Origin of the sequence: Pedobacter sp., assembly GCF_965249885.1 — a bacterium.
Taxonomy (GTDB): domain Bacteria; phylum Bacteroidota; class Bacteroidia; order Sphingobacteriales; family Sphingobacteriaceae; genus Pedobacter.
Map to the genome: position 1 here is coordinate 1,865,389 of NZ_OZ252254.1, position 17,518 is coordinate 1,882,906.

11 protein-coding genes are annotated in these 17,518 nt (G+C 41.7%); 6 read left to right on the forward strand and 5 right to left on the reverse strand.

Annotated elements, in window-relative coordinates; all coding sequences use genetic code 11:
* Positions 1-30 precede the first annotated feature (30 nt).
* Positions 31-3,345 carry a DUF4175 family protein gene (locus tag ACY2A0_RS07930; protein ID WP_461789023.1) on the reverse strand — a complete coding sequence of 1,105 codons (3,315 nt, stop codon included), beginning with the start codon at positions 3,343-3,345 and terminating at the stop codon, positions 31-33.
* Between the two features lie 188 nt (positions 3,346-3,533).
* Between ACY2A0_RS07930 and ACY2A0_RS07935 the strand changes: the two genes are divergently transcribed.
* The 6 genes from ACY2A0_RS07935 (at position 3,534) to ACY2A0_RS07960 (ending at position 14,135) form a co-directional block, all read left to right on the forward strand.
* A complete protein-coding gene (locus tag ACY2A0_RS07935) occupies positions 3,534-4,319 on the forward strand; it encodes a glycerophosphodiester phosphodiesterase (protein ID WP_461791321.1) in 786 nt (261 codons plus the stop codon).
* Positions 4,320-4,886: 567 nt separating this feature from the next.
* Complete coding sequence (locus ACY2A0_RS07940) at positions 4,887-8,654, forward strand: hypothetical protein (RefSeq protein ID WP_461789025.1); 3,768 nt, start codon at positions 4,887-4,889, stop codon at positions 8,652-8,654.
* Positions 8,655-8,657: 3 nt separating this feature from the next.
* The gene (locus tag ACY2A0_RS07945) at positions 8,658-12,095 is read left to right on the forward strand and encodes a DUF6443 domain-containing protein (protein WP_461789026.1); all 3,438 of its coding nucleotides are present in this window, start codon (positions 8,658-8,660) and stop codon (positions 12,093-12,095) included.
* Complete coding sequence (locus ACY2A0_RS07950) at positions 12,092-12,568, forward strand: hypothetical protein (protein ID WP_461789027.1); 477 nt, start codon at positions 12,092-12,094, stop codon at positions 12,566-12,568. Before ACY2A0_RS07945 ends, ACY2A0_RS07950 begins: the two co-directional genes overlap by 4 nt.
* A 190-nt stretch (positions 12,569-12,758) precedes the next feature.
* A complete protein-coding gene (locus tag ACY2A0_RS07955; protein ID WP_461789028.1) occupies positions 12,759-13,166 on the forward strand; it encodes a hypothetical protein in 408 nt (135 codons plus the stop codon).
* Positions 13,167-13,313: 147 nt separating this feature from the next.
* A complete protein-coding gene (locus ACY2A0_RS07960) occupies positions 13,314-14,135 on the forward strand; it encodes an alpha/beta fold hydrolase (protein ID WP_461789029.1) in 822 nt (273 codons plus the stop codon).
* A 79-nt stretch (positions 14,136-14,214) separates the two neighbouring features.
* Here the strand turns inward: ACY2A0_RS07960 and ACY2A0_RS07965 are convergent, their stop codons facing one another.
* The 4 genes from ACY2A0_RS07965 to ACY2A0_RS07980 form a co-directional block, all read right to left on the reverse strand.
* Positions 14,215-14,406, reverse strand: coding sequence for a cold-shock protein (locus tag ACY2A0_RS07965; RefSeq protein ID WP_113638175.1), 192 nt, complete (start codon positions 14,404-14,406; stop codon positions 14,215-14,217).
* 87 nt (positions 14,407-14,493) lie between these two features.
* Positions 14,494-15,510, reverse strand: a complete 1,017-nt coding sequence (locus tag ACY2A0_RS07970; RefSeq protein WP_461789030.1) for a hypothetical protein — start codon at positions 15,508-15,510, stop codon at positions 14,494-14,496.
* Positions 15,450-16,316: a phosphodiester glycosidase family protein gene (locus ACY2A0_RS07975; RefSeq protein ID WP_461789031.1), complete on the reverse strand. Its 867-nt coding sequence runs from the start codon at positions 16,314-16,316 to the stop codon at positions 15,450-15,452. The genes ACY2A0_RS07970 and ACY2A0_RS07975 overlap by 61 nt, the downstream gene beginning before the upstream one ends.
* Positions 16,317-16,321: 5 nt before the next feature.
* Positions 16,322-17,476, reverse strand: coding sequence for an aspartyl protease family protein (locus tag ACY2A0_RS07980; RefSeq protein WP_461789032.1), 1,155 nt, complete (start codon positions 17,474-17,476; stop codon positions 16,322-16,324).
* Positions 17,477-17,518 lie beyond the last annotated feature (42 nt).

Genomic DNA, 17,518 nt, shown 5'->3' on the forward strand with positions numbered 1-17,518 from the left:
AGAATGCCGGGAGATCTTCAGAAATTGGACTTACTTTTTATCGGCATTTAGCAACCTAAAATATTCCGCTACTTTATTTTTGTAGTAATAGTTAAGGTTGGGCGGAAGTTTTTTAATCAATTCAGTTTCGCTCTGCATGCTCTTATTAAATTTGTCAAGCATTTGCTGGTAGGAGGGCGGAAATTGTTTGGCGGCATTGCTTTCCCGCTTTTCATCCTGTTCTTGTTCACGCTGCGCTTTTTCTGCATCTAATAATTTTACCATTAGATTTTTTTGTCGGTTAATGGTTTCTTGTGTAATGCGTTTATTCACTAAATCCAGTTCCGATTGCTTCATTTCTTGAATGGCTTGGTTGAGGTTGCCCAGCGTACCCTTGCCATTTTTGTTGTCTTCTTTATTTACTTTTTCCAGCGCTTCTCTTAACATTTGCTGTTGTTGGGCCATCTTCGCAAATTCCTGACTCATTTGTCCTTTAGGCACGGTACCCATATTTCCTTCGCGTTCCATTTTTTCTTTAGCTTGCTGCATGTTTTTATTCAGCTGCTCCTGCATTTGTTGTAGCTGTTGCATGCTCTGCTTTTGTTTTCCTTTCCCGCTTTTTGCATTTTTCATGGCATTTTGCAGCTGCTCCAGTGCTTCATTAAGCATCAATGCTAAATTGTTGAGGGATGTCATGGCAAACTGTTGCGAACGGCTCGCTTCCCCAGTACGTCTATCTCCTAAAAAGTCGATGGCTTTTCCAATGTTGAAGTTGATTTTTTCCACTTCGGTATTAACCACACTTTCTATTTGCGGCACACGCTTACTTAGCGAAAATAAGCTGTCGGCAATAGTTTTCATGTTTTCCTTAATGAGGTTTTGCTTTTGCGCCTGTGCCACATAGCCAGGATCAGAAGCGCTCATTTTACGCAGTGCCAACATTACTTTTTCTTGCTCAAACGACGTGCTCAACAAATTCTCAAGCAGTTTACGCAGTTCCTGAGCACTCACTTTGGTCTCTTCTTCCGCTCCTTGCTGCTGTTGTTGCTGCATTTGTTGCGCTAATTGTTGCATTTGCTGGCCTGCCTGTTGCTGCTTTTCTGCCGCTTTTTGTCGAGAGTTTTGGTTAAGTTGCTCTTTACTTTCCTGCTGTGTCTTTTCTATCTCCTTCGTTTCCTGTTCAGGATTCTTATAATCATTTGACCTTTCTAACGATTGATTTTTTTTATCTAACTCCTGTAATTCCTTTTTTAAATCCTGAAAATCTTTGTTCAGCTGATCTTGCTTTTCCTTTAACTCTTGCTGCGAAGTATTTTTGTCTTTGCTTTGTTGCGATAAATCTTTCTGCTGTTTGGACAGCTCATTTAGTCGATCGATTTTATTTTGTAAATTTTGTTCAAATTCCAGCTGCTTATAAAGTTCTAGAATCCGGTCCAGCTCATTTTTCAAGGATTTATTATCCATCTGCATTTTCTGCAGTTCGTTGCGGGTCTGTTCTTTATTATTTTGATCCATCAACTGCTGTAGTTTTTGTAACAGCTCTTTGGTTTTTTCATCCAGTACGTTATTGAATAGCTCATCAATTTTTTGCTGCTTTTCTTTAAGCTCTTCATTCAGCACTGCATTTTCTTCTTTGTTGAAGTTATTCTTTTTGTTTTGATCTTTGATGTCCTTTACGGCATCTTCCAACTGTTTTTGCTTATCTAACAATTGCTCAATTTGCTTTTTGTCCTCAAAGTCGAGCTGTTTTTTGTTAAGTAGGTTTTCGCTCAGTTTTTTACTATCTTTTTCAATGGTATTGGCCAATTTCATGGTTTCCTCCATTTTTTTCTTTAGCGACTGGCTTCCCTCATCCAATTTTTTTGCGATTTCACGCTGCGTTGGAGCTTGATAAGTTTTAATTTCCGAGCGACTAACTTTTGCGCCGTTTACGCCATCGTTATCAGCTACTTCAAAGAAATACTCGATCGTTTGGCCCGGTTTTGCGCCAATCTGTTCCATATTCCACAGATAGAAAAATTTGTTTTCTGTTTGCTGAGGTTTAATGGGAATGGATTTCGCACCTTGTGCTACCAGCTTTTTATTTTCCTTGATCTGATATTTAAACCTTAGGGAAGAAAAGCCATAATCATCATTAATTACACCAGTGAAGTACAAACTTTTGATACTTATGCTGTCTGGCGTTTCGGTGATGTTGATAGATGGAAACTGATCCTTAATTACGGTGATTTGGTGATTCAATGAATCCCTAAGGCTTACAAATTGATTTTTTGGTACAATTTGATAAATCCCATTTTGCTTTATAACAGCGTTAAACTGTGCAGCATCTTCGGTTACTTTGAGCTGGTAAGTCTTTTGCTGCAGGATGAAAGTGATCGCATCGCTATTTTCTGTTTTCAGCAACCAGTTAACCTTGGTTCCTTCGGGTAATAGCAAATCGCCCACGTTGGCAATGGCTTCCGCCTTGCGTTTTAGATAAGCAGGGTAAATTAAATTTGCGCTGATATTTAGCAGTGACGGTCGAGGTTTTACGTGTATCGTATGGCTCGTAGAATTGAAACCTCCACCGTTAAATCGAATCACTTTATCCTTTTGAATGTTCTTGAATGTGTGGCTAAAGTGGCTGATGTCCTGCTTTTCCAAACGGTAGCTATTTACTCCGTCTTCCAAATAAATATCTTGCGGAAATTCATCACCAGTCAACTTTAGTTTAATAGGCAAATCATCGCCCTGCGTAATGTTTAAATTGCTGTTTTCGATCACAAATTGAAAGGGCGCTTTCGGTAAAACTTCTTCGTTGTAGCGTACAAAATTACTTGTGCCTTCTTTTAATATCGCCGGCGAAATAATTCCAATAATTAAAATTACTAATAGCGGAAAGGCAATATACTTGATGTATTTCTTGTTCTCGCCAAGATTAACGGCAGTGCTAAATGGGATGGGTCTTAGCTCGGCAATTTTCTGATCAATTCCAGCTAAAATAAGAGCGCTATTTTGTGGAGAGCTATCGGCAAGTTGCTTTAGCTGCAAAGTATTTAATAACCTATCCTTAACGTTAAAGAAATGGTTGCCAATTAAGTTTGAAGCAGTTTCAATGCTGATAGTTTTGCTTAAATTGAAGTAGGAAAGCGCAGGTTTAACAATCCAAAAAATAACAGCTGCAAGCGAAATTGTAAAAAACGAGTAGAATAAAAGTGTTTTGGTAGATACGCCAGGATAGCTGTAAAAAACATAAACAAAAAGGCACAAATACATACTCAATATTAGCGCTGCAGCATAAATGCTACCCCGTAATAGTTTGTTTAGATAAAACTTGCGAGTGAACTCGTTGATTTTATCGATCAATAAATTGTAGTTGTTACCCATTACCAATTAAACGACAATAAAGGTAAAAAATGTGCGTGTAATTGTAAAGCAGTTTATTTTTAGATCAAAAAGTTTCGATTTGTTTTGAAACAAGTGTTATATGATTTAATTTAGAAACAAAATATAATCAATAAAAACCAAAAGAAATTGTAAATCTGGATGCTCGCATTCGAAATTAATTGAACACAATGACGAAGAGAATTTTTTTAAGCATATTAGCTTTAATGATTACAGGCACAATAATGGCGCAAAAAGCGATTAAATCGTGGAATAAAAATTTGGTGATTGCACACCGAGGGGCTTGGAAAACACAAAATTTACCGGAAAATTCTATTGCATCTTTGAAAGAAGCGATTAGCTTGGGCTGCTACGGTAGCGAGTTTGATGTTCATTTAACGTCAGACGGCGTAGCGGTAGTAAACCATAATGCAGATTTTTTGGGGAAAGATATTGCCACCAGTACTTATCAGGAATTGGTTGATTATAAAAAACTGAGCAACGGCGAGAGCATTCCTACTTTGGAAGAATATCTAAAAACTGGAATGAAACAGAAAAAAACTAAGTTAATCTTAGAAATTAAGCCGCAGAAAACTCAAGAGCAGGAAACAGCTTTGGTAAAAAAGGTGCTTGAGATAGTGAATCAATTAAAGGCTGCTCCTTGGATTGAATACATTAGCTTTAGCCACTATATCAGCAAATATGTAATTGATAATGTGCCGGGAGCAATGGTTTCTTATTTAAATGGAGAAATTGAGCCAGCAAAATTGAAGGCTGAAGGTTTTTATGGACTCGATTACAATCAGAATGTTTACAAAAAGAACCCTGATTGGATTCAACAATCAAAAGATTTGGGCTTAATAATTAACGTTTGGACGGTAAATACGGAACAGGATATGGACAGGCTGTTGAACCAAAAAGTAGATTACATTACGACCAACGAGCCGGAATTGTTACTCGCTAAGATTAAAAAGTAGTAGCGTATTGACAGCTATTTAGCCCCCTTGCTTTAATGAGTAAGGGGGTTTTTGTTATTGATGGTTTGAGCATTCGCTAGTAGGAGATAAAAATAGCTCAGGATTTGGTTCAAAAATTACACTTTATTTTTGCTAGGCAGGTGCTGTTTTTGACGTTAAAGAGAGAAAATAAATAGAAATATATCACCGTTGGCCAGTACAAAATAGATTATTTACTCAAAACAGATGTAAGAATAATTTGCACGCTAATATAATTTCAATTAAACTTGTTCTTATATCTGTCTTCAAAAAATCTACGTTTGTTGGCAGAATAGACAACAAAAAACTTACGCTATGAAAAATCATCTTATTCCAATTGCCGAGCATTTCGGCGTACTCCTCTCAAAATCATTCTTCAGGCTACGCCAAAGCTTAAATAATCGTTAAGTTTCTTTTGCTTGCTATCTAGATGCTTCTGATTTAAGGCAGCGCCTTTTTTGGCATTGGTTTATTTTAAATAACCGAAGCTTGTTGGCAAGAAAAGAATTAGAAAATTTTCTGTAAAAACCCCACATCTAACTATAAACTATGAAACGAGTAAATCTTTATGCAATAGGAATTTTTACGGCCATGCTTTTTTTCTCCGATAAGGAGCTAAATGCACAAGTTGAATATCCAAAAGTAAATATTGCATCACCCAATGCAGCGGCTTTAGGTAAATTTGTTGATATACCTGTTAACTATCATACCGGTATACCTCAAGTTAACATCCCCCTTTATATTTTAAAAGAAGGTTCAATCGAACTGCCTATTTCCCTAAGCTATCATGCTGGCGGAGTAAAAGTGGCCGAAGTGGCTAGTTGGGTTGGAATCGGCTGGGCTTTAAATGCAGGAGGAGTTATCACCAGAACTGTAAGAGGAATTCCTGATGAGGGTGTAAATGCTGGTGGAAGGCATGGATACTTTTCAAATTATGGTTTATATAACGACTATGCCAACAGTACTATTGACGCTTTTCGTGACCATGATCAGGGAGTATATAATGGACAAGAAGATGCTGAACCGGATTTGTTTTTCTTCAACTTCAACGGACGTGTTGGGCAATTCTATTTTAATGACGATCGGACGCCCGTACTTGTTTCGGGAAATGACGATTTGAAAATTGATTATGTGTCGGTAAAACGAAACATTGGTTCTCTTGAGCAGAACAACATCCAAGGCTTTTGCATTACCACAAACGACGGTACCAAGTATTTTTTCGGAAATTTACCTTCTGGTGTAATAGAACAAGGCGTCAGCCCTGTGGAAATGGCATTTCCGACCAACGGAAGCCGCATTGATTTTGATGGGGTATACTCTAGCTGGTATCTTTGCAGAGTTGAATCTGCGGATCAGTCCGATGCCATCAAATTGTTCTATGATTATGAGTCCTTCAGTACTTTCTATTGGTCTTTTTTTCCACCGCATTTACCCGAAATAGGTATTGATGCTGCAAAATCCTATCGTTTATCGAGATTATATCAGAAGGGTGTAAGACTGTCAAAAATTGTTAGTTCTCAGGGCAATATAGTTTTTTCCTTATCCAAGGATGCTCGTCTAGACTTGGCAAGTGGTGAGTTAGGACCAGACCCTAGTCTGGAGTTGCCGAATAAAGAAGCAAAGGCTCTAGCGGAGATTATTATATCTGATAGTCAAAAAGTGTTAAAGAAGTACCGAATTAATACCAGCTATTTCACAGATCAGGGGGTCGTTGGCAGCGAACTTCCCTCAATGTATGCAAGCTGGGTGCCATACGGCACCGATAAGAAACGATTGAAGCTGGATTCAATAGAGGAAGTAGGAGAAAATGGAACAACTTTGCGGCCATTTAAATTCGAGTATTTTAGTAATTCCTTGCCTAGACGGCTATCCTTTGCAATAGATCATTGGGGATTTTATAACGGCGTTAGTAATGAGAATATCTTGCCTATTATAACTCAAGATAAATACACCATGTTAAATAAGAACGGTGCAGATAGAGATTCGGCTTGGCCAGCTATGCAAAACGGAGCGCTGACTAAAATCAATTATCCTACGGGAGGCTCTGCAATTTTTGAATTCGAGCCTAATAGGGCGAAAGTAACGGCGTCACGTTTCAAGCTTGAGTACATAACCAGTTATTGGACTGGATATGATGGAAGTTCCACTATTAATTGGCCAAATGTAACTTTTACCGGGAATGAGACTTATGAACTAAAGTTTTCTAATTCAGACTGTGGGAACAGTAGTGTTGGTTCTTGTTTTGCAAGTTATTACATCGTTGATCAACAGGGAAAAGTAATAGCCACGGCCGGTGCTTCAGCAAATGAGACCACGACTAAGGCTGTGCAAATACCTCCTGGAATCTATAACATCAGGATGAACAGGGATAACAGCGTCACTACGAAAGGCGCTGTACTTACCATTAGTAAATTTAAAAACTATGACATGATCGATCCGATTGTAGGTGGGCTTAGGATTAAGATCCTTATAAAGAATCCCGAAAACGTAACTCGGCCTATCACAGAGAGCTATAGCTATGAGGAAGCTAACAGATCATCTGGCGTTTTGTTCGAACGGCCTTACTATGTGTCACCAATAAGAAATTCTTTACTTGCGCTTTTAGGCATTATGGGCAACCCTAGTGAAAGCGATAATACGCCGAATGTTTATTCAAGTGGCTGTCTAAACATTGGCGTACTTGGTATTTCTGCCCCTCCAGTTAACGTGATTATTTCCCCTATGAGTAGCTTGCCGATGCAGAAAGTGCAGGGAAATCACGTAGGATACCATACGGTTTCCATAAAAAGGAGCGAAAATGGAGGAAGTAGTGTTTACCGCTACTACGGAACAAGCTTATTTGAAAGCAATACGGATGATGTCGCTTATAGGAACGTTTCATCATCTTCCTATTGCGATCCGAAGATACCGAATTATCCAGGTGCCCCAATTCCGTTTACGCTGGAAAGGGGAGAGCTACAAAGCGAATATCATTTTGATAACGATAATGCTTTGATAAGAAGTGTAACGTATAAATATTCTTACGATAGTACAAAGGTTTTTACTCCGGGGCTTATAATTAAAAATTTAGAACCTAATCAGATTTTTAATAATCAAATTGAAAACACGATATCGGGAGGAGTTACAATTGTATATACATACGCAGATGGATCTAAGAAATATACTCGTTTCCCAAGTTCAGGTGGTCAACCACTACCTTCCGGAGGTCCAATCTCAATGACTGAATATGTGCTTAGAGGCTATTGGAAAAAACGCACTATACGTAGCGAAACGACTATCGATAAACTCAGCATGAAAGAAGTAAATACAAGCGATACGTTATATTACGATAGCCCCTACCATAGGTCACTAACCAAGAAAGTTTCCAGAAAAAGTGATGGGAGTTTAGCTGTAACTACCTATAAATACGCTCTCGACTTTGTTCCAACAGATGCGAAATCCATTCGCGATGGATGGGATGCATACCAAAATAATTGCACTACATGCGATGATATATATTTCAATAGGATAACGACCCCAGGAGTAACCACCGGGGGTAGGAAGATTGCTTGGATGAACCGAAGAAAGTGCCTGCTTTTGGCACGTAGAAGCTACGTGCAATATAGGAGGGAAAATTTTACGGATAGAGGAACGAGTAGTTACTGGCGAGCGCACCTAGAAGCAAAGATTATGGCCGACACTATATTTAAGCCGATATTGGAAATGCAAGATCGGTTTATGAACCCTGTAATTGAAGCGTCCTCGTGGACGGATGGTAAGCTTGAGGCAGCAACTTTCTCACGATTTGCCCTTCAACCGAATGTTTCAACCGTGTACTTACATTCGGTTAACAGCATTAAGTTAAGAACACCACTATCGTCAAATTTTTTAGCGTCAATTAACTCAAATACTACGTTGACGATGGATACAAGGTACTCGAAAGATTACACTTTTCTTTCTGTTGACGGCAGAGTAGTAGAGGAGAGTAAGGTTGGCCAACCAAGAGATGTTTATTTGTGGGGCTATCAGCAAAAGTTTCCGGTAGCCAGAATATCGAATAGCAGCTATCAAAACGCGAAGGCTTTAGTTGACCAAAATATTTTGGATAACCCTACTGACGACGCTCAACTTCGAAGGGAACTCGGAAAGCTTGTTATAGGATTACCTAATACCCAGGTCACCAGCTATACCTATAAGCCTTTAGTTGGTATAACTAGCATGACCGATGCCAAGGGTATGACGACCTATTACGGTTACGACAGTTTTGGGAGGCTCGATACGGTCAGCGACCATTACGGGCATATCATCAAGAAATTTGACTACCACTATAAACCATAGGCCATGAAGACATTTCATCTACAAATCACGACCTTGGCGCTGCTGCTGTGTGGACAGCTGTCGCGGGCCCAGGGCCCCATCACGCAGGGCGCCATGAACTATTCTGTATATAGTGGCCAGTCCGAGCTATCGGCAACTGGCAGCGTAACGCTCACTGACGGTTTCCATGCCCCGTCGGGGAGCAGCCTACGTGTCTTTATAGTTCCCCAAACATGCGGTCCGTTGGTATCGGTTCCCAGTTCCGGCCAGAACTACATCCTTTCCCGCACGTTCAGGGTCGCCGGTGTAAGTGCACAGAACCTGAACGATGCCCGGACGCTGTGCCAGGAGAACCGGACTATCCAGTATTTTGATGGCCTGGGCCGTCCTCTTCAGACCGTCGAGGTCGGGGCCAGCCCCTCGTATACGGACATCGTTACCCCCGTTTCCTACGATGCGCTGGGCAGGGAGCCGGTGAAGTACCTTCCCTATGCTGCCGGCAGCGGTTCCAGCGGGAGCTACAGGCCCACGGCGATAGCCGACCAGCTGTCCTTTTATGCCTCTGCGCCGCAGGGGGTCGTGCAGAACGTGAGCCCCTTCAGCGTTACGGTGTTCGAGGCCAGCCCGCTGAACCGTGTGGTGAAGCAGGGCTTCCCGGGCACGGCATGGCAGCCCTCGGCCGGGGCTGCCGACGATCATACGGTCCGTACGGCCTACGGCACCAATTCGGCGAACGAGGTGAAGCTGTGGAGCATCAACAGCGCCGGCAACGGCGCCACTTCCAGCTACTACCAGCCCGGCAGGCTCTATAAAACGACCATCGGGGACGAGAACTGGAAGGCCGCCGATGGGAATGTCGGCACTACCGAAGAGTACAGGGACTTTGATGGCAGGGTGGTGCTGAAGCGGACCTGGGAGACCAGCACAAAGAGCCTCAGCACGTACTACGTTTACGACGACCTTGGCAACCTGCGCTACGTGCTTCCCCCTGCGGTCAACGGGAACGGCCAGGACATCGGTAGCTTCGACGAGTCGCAGGCGGTGTTCGACCAGTTCATCTACGGCTACCATTACGATGCAAGGAAACGGCTGATCGAGAAGAAGGTGCCGGGCAAGGGGAGGGAGGAGATGGTGTACAACAGGCTTGACCAGGTGGTGTACAGCCGCGATGCGGTGCTCGCCGGCCAGGGGCGCTGGCTTTTCAGCAAGTACGACGCCTTCGGGCGTACCATCATCACCGGTCTCTACGGGGGCTACAACACCCGTGAGCAGCTGCAGTCCACGTTGGACGTGCAGACGGTGCTGTGGGAGAGCAGGAGCGATGATGGCCCCTCTGGCACGGGCTACACCTCGGCCTGCCAGCCGGTCCCCTTCTCCATCGTGGAGTACCATACCATCCATTACTTTGACGACTATGCCATACCGGGGATCCCCTACCAGCCTGTTGGCTACAGCCAGATGCTGAATGGGCTTCCCACGGCCAGCAGGGTGAAGGTGCTGGGCAGCGCCGATAAGTGGCTGTGGACGGTGCAGTGCTACGACGACTACGGCAGGGTGGTGCGCAGCTGGTCGCAGCACCACTTGGAGGGCACCGACGTTACCGACAACACCTACAACTTCGACGGCAGCCTGAATGGCAGCACCCGGGTGCATACCAAGGGGACGTCCGCCACCACCATTGCCACTACCTACGGCTACGACCACATGGGCCGGGCAACGACGACCGCCCACAGCATCAACGGGGCCGCCCCTACCACGATCAGCGATAACGTGTACAACGAGATCGGGCAGCTGGGGCAGAAGAAGCTACATAACGGCATACAGTCTACGGCCTACAGCTACAACGAGCGGGGCTGGCTGCGGAACAGTACCAGTAGCGAATTCTCCATGGAGCTGAAGTACGATAACGGCACGCTGCCGCAGTACAACGGCAACATCTCGGGGCAGGCGTACACCAACGGCGGCACGTCCAACAGCTTCGCCTACAGCTACGACAGGCTGAACAGGCTGCTGAACGCTACGGCCACTGGCATGGCCGAGCAGCTGGTCTACGATGTGATGGGCAACATCTCCAGCCTCAACAGGGACAACACGGGGGCAAGGGCGTACAGTTATGTGGGCAACAGGCTACAGTCGGTAGCGGGGCTTACGGGCAGCTACGGCTACGATGCCAACGGCAACGCCACCACCGATGGCCGCACGGGCACAACGCTGTCCTACAACCACCTTAACCTTCCGCAGGCGGCAAGCAGGTCGGGACTCAGCATGTCCTACACCTACGATGCCACGGGGCGCAAGCTCCGGAAGGTGTCCAGTGCCGGTATTGCGACAACCACGGACTATGTGGACGGGATCCAGTATGTCAATGGGGTGATCGACTTCATCCAGATGCCCGAGGGCGTTGCGCTGAACAGCGGCGGCAGCTACAGCTATAGATATAATCTTTCGGACCACCTTGGAAATGTGCGCACAACTTTCGATATTTACAACGGTGCTGTGCGGATATTGCAGCGTGACGACTACTATGCCTTTGGGCTGAGGAAGGCGGCGGTTGGCGGGACGAACAAGTACCTCTACAACGGCAAGGAACTGCAGGACGAACTGGGGCAGTACGACTACGGTGCGAGGTTCTATGACCCGGTGACTGGGCGTTTCAATACTGTTGACCCATTGAGTGAGGTATCAAGGAGGTTTAGTCTATATAGTTATGCATTGAATAACCCTATACGTTTCATCGATGTTGACGGAATGTATGCGGCGCCTTTTTCGGATTTTTATGACAAAGATGGCAATCTGGTCAAACATGTGAATGATAAATCTACGGCTCAATATCGACAGGTTGGTGATGGAATAACTCTTCATTATGAATTTACTGGCTTTGATACTTCTCAATCTGGGATTCCATTTGTAGCAACCAATACGGTTAATGTGACTACGGTAATACAAGAACAGCAAAATTTGAATTTAGAAAACCCTGCGTTGGAGCCTATCTTTTATGCGAACGGAAAAACCAAAGCTACATATTGTAATTATGCCACACAGAATGTTATGAATGCAGTTGCTTCCGCTACAGATAAATCATCAGGCTTGTTGATGACTGGTGTAGCAAATAGCATGTTTGGTCAGTTTGCTGAAAGTCCATTATTTCAAAGTACCGACAAAACTGGGGCATTAGTAAACGCAAATAAGGGAGGACTCTCTCTAGCAGCTTATAATAATTCCGAAGGACACGGCCATGTTGTCTCTTTATCTGTTGGTGAAAATGTAGATAAGGGCGAACTAGCAAACGTGGGTAAAAGGAATGGCTTCTTGCCAATCGGACCAGAAACGAAAGGAAGCGTATTTTACTATAAGTCAACCATGGATAAAGTAAAATTTTATACATTAAGCCCGGCTGTTACGCCAAAATCGATAGAAACTAAATCGCCGATTATTGGAAAATTTAAAATACATGGATTATGAAAAAGATATTTATTTTCTTCTCGCTGACTGTTTTTTTTTACAATGCTTTTGCCCAGCAGAAGAAAAATATTGCTTGCATCACTAATACAGAACTGATTGGTGTTTGGCAGTTAGGTAGCGGCACAACTGGTAGCGGACTTAACCAGAACTTTAGATTCATGATTGACGGCACTTTCGTCTTGAATTTGTATAGTGAAGGAGACGATGCTAGGTACCTAACTGCGTTAAAAGGAAGATATCGTTTGGTTAACGACGAACTTTATTTTACTATCATTTCAAGGATATTAGTCGATGGAAAGATTACATTGGGAGATCCGGGATTAACTTCTAGTCTGTTTCAATTTAGCTCAGATGCTAAACAAAAAGAAGTAAAGGAGTTTAGCCCCAAAGAAATACCAGATCCTTGTATAATCACCGTTATCTCCAGAACTAAAGTCAAGTTTAATAATCAGATTTATTACAAAATCAAATAAAGGGGCTCCTAATCCTAGAAGCCACTAGCCCTTAAATAGAATCTACGGCTTTCCCGCTGTTCGAGATGTTAAGCGCAGCGCATCTCGAAATTCCTATCAACGGATTTGCAATCCGATAAAGGAGATGAGGTGTCTCACCTAATACGCCACTGGCGGCAAGCTCATAAAGGTGCACTACCAGCGGCACTACTTGCTGAAAGTCCGTCCCGATGATCAGTTAATGATAAAGGCTTGGATTAGATATGATAAAAAAGAAAAAAAAGTACAAAGGAATATTATGAATAGATACACGATAGCTTTTGCTTTGCTTATATTGTATGGTTGTAACCTTTTTGAAAAGGATGAAAGGTTGTTAGCCGAACACTTAAGAAAGAACGGTGAAAAAATAAATATTTATTATGTTAGTTTAGGAGCGACAACTAATGATGTGATACAAGTAAGAAAGTCAAATAAAGATAGTGTTGTTTGGGCGGAGGATAAATATAATTACTTGAAAGATTCAAAGTTGATAAATGATACCGCTCTTCAAATGGTACTGACTGACACAGGGACTAATTTTAAAAACGAACTAGATACCGTAAATATTAGAATTAAGTAAATAGATAGTTTCATTGCCTTTTGGCTGATTTTTCGCCTGTTCCGCAGCTATATTTCTTAACTTACATCAACAAAGCAAACAAAAATGTGCCATACGTTTGTTATATAAATCAATCATACATATTTATACACCTAAAACACTAAAATTATGAGCACACTTAAATTAAAAGACGGAACTGAAATCTATTATAAAGATTGGGGAAAAGGCCAACCGGTATTTTTTCATCATGGCTGGCCATTATCTAGCGATGATTGGGATGCCCAAATGTTATTCTTTTTAGAGAAAGGTTACCGCGTCATAGCTCACGATAGGAGAGGTCATGGACGCTCGGAACAAACCCCTTACGGCCATGACATGGATACTTACGCCGCCGATGTAGCTGAAATTGTAGCCGCTTTGGATTTAAAAGATGTAATCCACGTTGGGCACTCCACCGGAGGAGGCGAAGTGATCAGATACGTGGCCAAGCATGGCAAAGATAACGTGGCTAAAGCAGTTTTAGTAAGTGCGGTTACACCGATTATGGTAAAAACTGAGAGTAATCCTGACGGTGTTCCTATGTCGGTTTTTGATGACATTAGAAATAATACTGCCCATCACAGACAGCAGTTTTATATCGACTTAACGCTGCCGTTTTACGGTTATAACAGAGAAGGTGCAAAAGTATCAGAAGGAATACAAAGAAATTGGTGGAGACAGGGAATGAACGGCTCCATCAAAGCACATTACGATTGTATCAAGGCATTTTCAGAAACTGATTTTACGGAAGATTTAAAAAGCGTGACCGTTCCTGTGTTGGTATTGCACGGCGAGGATGATCAAATTGTGCCGTTTGAAACTACGGGAAAAGTAGCCGTAACTTTATTGCAAAACGGTAAATTAATTTCGTATCCTGGCTTCCCCCATGGCATGCCCACTACCGAGGCGGATACCATCAATAAAGATTTATTGGCATTTTTTGAAAGCTAATTGTGCCGAAATCCAATTAGCTGAAAATAAAAAAGTCCCGTACACTGTGCGGGACTTTTTTGGTAAAATATGATAATAATTAGATTACTTTCACATTAACGGCGTTCAAGCCTTTTCTACCGTTTTCAACATCGTACTGAACTTTATCGTTTTCACGAATTTCGTCGATAAGGCCTGTTGAATGTACAAAGATTTCAGCATCGCCATTAGCAGGGATGATAAATCCGAAACCTTTAGTAACATTAAAGAATTTTACTGTTCCTTCTTGCATTGTATTATGTATTAAAGTTTGCAAGGTACAGATTAAAATCTAAATACAAGCAAAAGTTATCTTTTTTGGACAATAAATCAACAAGTGTTACTTATTGCCTGCCAAGCTAATGGTGATTTCGCTAGAGTGCGGTATACCTAACGTGGTGCCTGGCTTAACGTATAGCAGGTTTTTCAAATATACATCGGCTATGCCTTGTAGAAGCTTTTTTCTGTACGGCATGTCTTCCTTCAAAACGCCTTGTATTCTGTTTACATATAAATTGCCCTTCACGTCTACAATAACCGAAAAACGATATCTAAAATCGCGGTACGACTTATTAATTTCTACCCTGTACTCTGGGTACATATAAGCAAAAGATTTTCGGTGTGCGCCGCTATCAGCATAGCCAATTAATTTTACAGAAACATTTTTACTGTTTGGTTTCAATTGTACAATCTCAGTAGCCGCAAAAGCAGTATCTGGATTGGATGGATTTCGATAAGTAGCTTCCGAAAGTTTTTTTATGAAAGCAGTATCTGCTTTGGTTGGGCGTTGTAGTTCTCCAACGGTGGTTTTAAGTACTTTTTCGATATAATCTTTAGTATAGTAAGTACAGTTCACGTCTGAAACTTCTCCTTTGGTAATTACTCGGGCATCTACCTGTAAGCGCTGTAGTACCAAGCTATCTCTAGCGATAGTTTTTACCCTAAAAAATTCACGTGCAAAGTTGTACACACGGCCGTGGTCAAACTGGAGGTAAAAAGCTTCCATTCCTTGCTTTTCCGGACTGTAAGCCAACATGGTGTCTGGCGCTTTATACTCGATAATCCATGTTGGAGCAAGCATAAACCCGTCTTTATTGAAGGATAAGCCATTACTGAACCTTCTTTTCACTTCGTAAAATCTTACTCCGTTTACATCTCTAAAAGTAAGTCCCTCTTCTTCCGCATTATTGCTTTTTTCGGCTTTGTTAGAATTGCTGGTGCACGCATAAATGGCAACGGAAATAAATAGTAAAAACGTTAGCTGCTTAAAACTCATGTGATTGATAAATTCCAAATTTAAGGTTTGCTTTTGATATAAATGATGTTGGCCACTTTTCTTTGCCCTTCGTGATCCCATTTTTTATTATCAGATGGATGATTGACCACGCCATTGTCGCCGTAGGAATTTACCCATAAAGTGGTTGAACCTCCACCGTCTAGATTGATCGCACTAGTGCAGCCCAGCCATTTCATAACTTTTGTAAGTTCAAATAGGCTCATTCCAGAAGAATTTTCTTGCCGGCCATCTACCGTAAGTAAAATTACATTTCCATTGGGTTTAATGCCCAGCGCAGTTCGAGGATGCCTAGTTTTGTTAAAGGAAATTGAATCTAACTTTTCGGCAACATTCTCCAAAATCAGCAATGGCCCGCTGACCATTATGTTTTCATCCTTTAGGTTATTTTCCCAAGTGCTTGTGCCATCCCACTTTTTAATCCCCACTTTTTGTTGGTTAATTACTACTGCAGCTTCTTGATGAAAAGTTCTTTTATTGTTTTTATCCAATCTACTTTGGTTAATTAACGTGTCGTTTACTTTTAAAAAGTCAACAGATCCACCGTTTTTGATATCAAAGAAAGTTCCGTTTATGCTGGCAATTGCGCTATGTTTTTTAGCAAACTCGGAGGTGATGATGAGGTCTTTTTTATCATATCCAATAAAGAATGCAGGAGCTTTGCGCCCGTTCTCTACCTCCAAATAACTGACATATTGATTGGCTTTAAATAAACTGCTATCAGCAAATTGATGGGTATAAAGTGTGGTTTTTGCAGCTACAGATGTTTTGTTCCATCTGGTTTTTATGAATGTTATAGAATCTGTTTGTTGCGCAAACGAAGGGATGCTAAGAAGCGAAAGAAAAAGAAGGCGTAGGAAAGGTTTCATGAATGCTATATGCGTTTTTTAAGTTTTAATAATTTGATTTGAAATGTTTTATCCCTCCATACTTCTACAATTACGCTATAGCCATTTTTAGCTTTTAAAATAGACGCAATTTCATCTAACGAATAATCGTCTACACTTTTAAAATTAATGCGGGTTAATTCGTCACCTTCCTTAAGTCCTACTAAATCCGCCGGCGATTGAGGCTCTATTCGAGTTATAACTGTTCTTGATGGAGGCCCATGTTCCGAATAAATTTCGATACCAGCCATATCATGTTCAAAAGGCTTGTTGAAATTTTCGTTTTTTTTAATGTAGATAGCTCCGTTGGCGTAATCGTAAATTGCATTAAATCGGCTCATTATTTCTGCTCCTAAATTGGCATTTCTTCCCTTTTTCAACGAGTCGATATTGTAATTCGGGTAGTTGGCTATAACGTTTTTAAAATCGAAGGGCCCTAGCTTTAAAGCGTTAATGCGACCGATTTGTCCGGTTACACTTCCGGTTAAACCATTTCCTAAGTTTGCTTTCAGCGTAAAGTTTGGCTTAGGGAACAAAGTTCCATTTAGGGTTTCAAGCGAAATGGAGTGTCCTGCACCGCAATCCAGTAAAGCCTGCAATTTAGTTTTTCCTAAACCTTCTTGGTCAACTTCTACAGTAACATATGGCTTATTATCGATTAGTGTAAATGGAATTTTTTCTCCTTTTAGCTTTACTTTTTTTTCGGGAGCGATCATTTTCAAAGATTTGTTAGTGTAACTCACCTTCACCGTGAAGCTATTAAAAAAATTATAGCCAATTAGTCCGTAAATCTTTCGGCCAACGTATCCAGAAAGCGGTAAAATGTCATCTTTTAAAAAAATGGTTGGAATATGATCTGCGCTTGCGTCTCCCACATTTACGCTCGTGGTGCCTAAAAAAGCATCTACACCATCAAAATCTCCATAGCCACTAATTTTGATTGCCCTAGCGTATGGCACTTTCAAACTTTCTTTCAGGCTTGGATCGGTAATAATCATGGGGTTTACACCAGTATCTAAAATAAAATCAAAGGGCCCCTTATTGTTGATGTATATTGGAATAATAATTAGGTTTTTAACCAAATTAAAGTACAAAATTTGCTGCTTTCTACCATTATTAAACTTAAACTGCTGTGCTTGCATATAGCTTGGCATAAGTAATAAAAGCAGCAAAAAACAGCAGGT